Raw genomic sequence first — 1,662 nt, 5'->3', positions numbered from 1 at the left:
TCGAGTTAGTACATTGAAAACTGAATATAATCCAAGAAAAAACCGAGAAACAATCAAAAGAGAACAGATTGCAAAGAGCGACCGAGAGAGTTCGAGAGAACAAAGATCTTGAGTAAGGTCAAGTAAATAAGGGCGCACGGTGAATGCCTAGGCACATTAAGGCGAAGAAGGACGTGACGAACCACGAAAGGCTTCGGGGAGCAGTAAGTACGCAATGATCCGGAGATATCCGAATGGGGGAACCCAATGCAGCGATGCATTACTGATATATGAATAGATAGTATATCAGGGCAAGACGCAGTGAACTGAAACATCTAAGTAGCTGCAGGAAGAGAAAGAAAAATCGATTTCCAGAGTAGCGGCGAGCGAAACGGAAAGAGCCCAAACCAGATGATTTATCATTTGGGGTTGTAGGACTGCAAGAAGGCAGTTATAAGGATAGCAGAATTATCTGGGAAGGTAAGCCAGAGAGGGTGAGAGCCCCGTAAGCGAAATCCAAGTAACGCCGAGCAGGATCCTGAGTAGGTCGGAACACGAGGAATTCCGATTGAAGCAGCGAGGACCATCTCGCAAGGCTAAATACTAGAATGTGACCGATAGTGAACCAGTACCGTGAGGGAAAGGTGAAAAGAACCCCGGAAGGGGAGTGAAAGAGAACCTGAAACCGTGTGCCTACAAGTAGTCAAAGCCCATTAAAGGGTGATGGCGTGCCTTTTGTAGAATGAACCGGCGAGTTACGTTAAATAGCGAGGTTAAGTCAGAAAAGACGGAGCCGGAGCGAAAGCGAGTCTGAAGAGGGCGAGAGAGTTGTTTGATGTAGACCCGAAACCAAGTGACCTACCCATGACCAGGTTGAAGGTGCGGTAAAGCGCACTGGAGGACCGAACCCACGTAAGTTAAAAATTGCGGGGATGAGTTGTGGGTAGCGGTGAAATTCCAAACGAACTTGGAGATAGCTGGTTCTCTCCGAAATAGCTTTAGGGCTAGCCTGGTGCGAGGATGATAATGGAGGTAGAGCTCTGTTTGGACGAGGGGCCCGTCAGGGGTTACTGAATTCAGATAAACTGCGAATACCATATATCAAAGCACTGGAGTCAGACTGCGAGTGATAAGATCCGTAGTCGAAAGGGAAACAGCCCAGATCACCAGTTAAGGTCCCAAAATCTATGCTAAGTGGAAAAGGATGTGGAGTTGCGTAGACAACTAGGATGTTGGCTTAGAAGCAGCCATCATTAAAAGAGTGCGTAATAGCTCACTAGTCGAGTGACGCTGCGCCGAAAATTTACCGGGGCTAAGCATAGTACCGAAACTGTGGATGCGTAGTAATACGCGTGGTAGGAGAGCGTTCTAAGAGCGGAGAAGCTTAATCGAGAGGATAAGTGGAGCGCTTAGAAGTGAGAATGCCGGTATGAGTAGCGCAAGATAGGTGAGAATCCTATCCGCCGAAAGACTAAGGTTTCCTGGGGCAGGCTCGTCCGCCCAGGGTAAGTCGGGACCTAAGGCGAGGCCGAAAGGCGTAGTCGATGGACAACAGGTAGAAATTCCTGTACTGCGTTAGATCGTTAATAGCGAAGGAGGGACGCAGGAGGCAAAGAACGCATGGTGCTGGACATCCATGTTTAAGCAATAAGTGTAAGAGTGAGTCAAATGCTTGCTTTTAAA

Annotated in this window: 1 rRNA gene (running past one end of the window); it reads left to right on the top strand. The window is 48.0% G+C overall.

Annotated elements, in window-relative coordinates:
- Positions 1-116 precede the first annotated feature (116 nt).
- Positions 117-1,662, top strand: a 23S ribosomal RNA gene (locus J3U69_RS10355) (it continues 1,443 nt past the right edge of the window).

This window comes from Lactobacillus sp. B4026, assembly GCF_026535825.1.
Taxonomy (GTDB): Bacteria; Bacillota; Bacilli; order Lactobacillales; family Lactobacillaceae; genus Lactobacillus; species Lactobacillus panisapium.
Note: the sequence above shows the minus strand (reverse complement) of the source record. Positions and strands in the feature narration are given on the sequence as shown.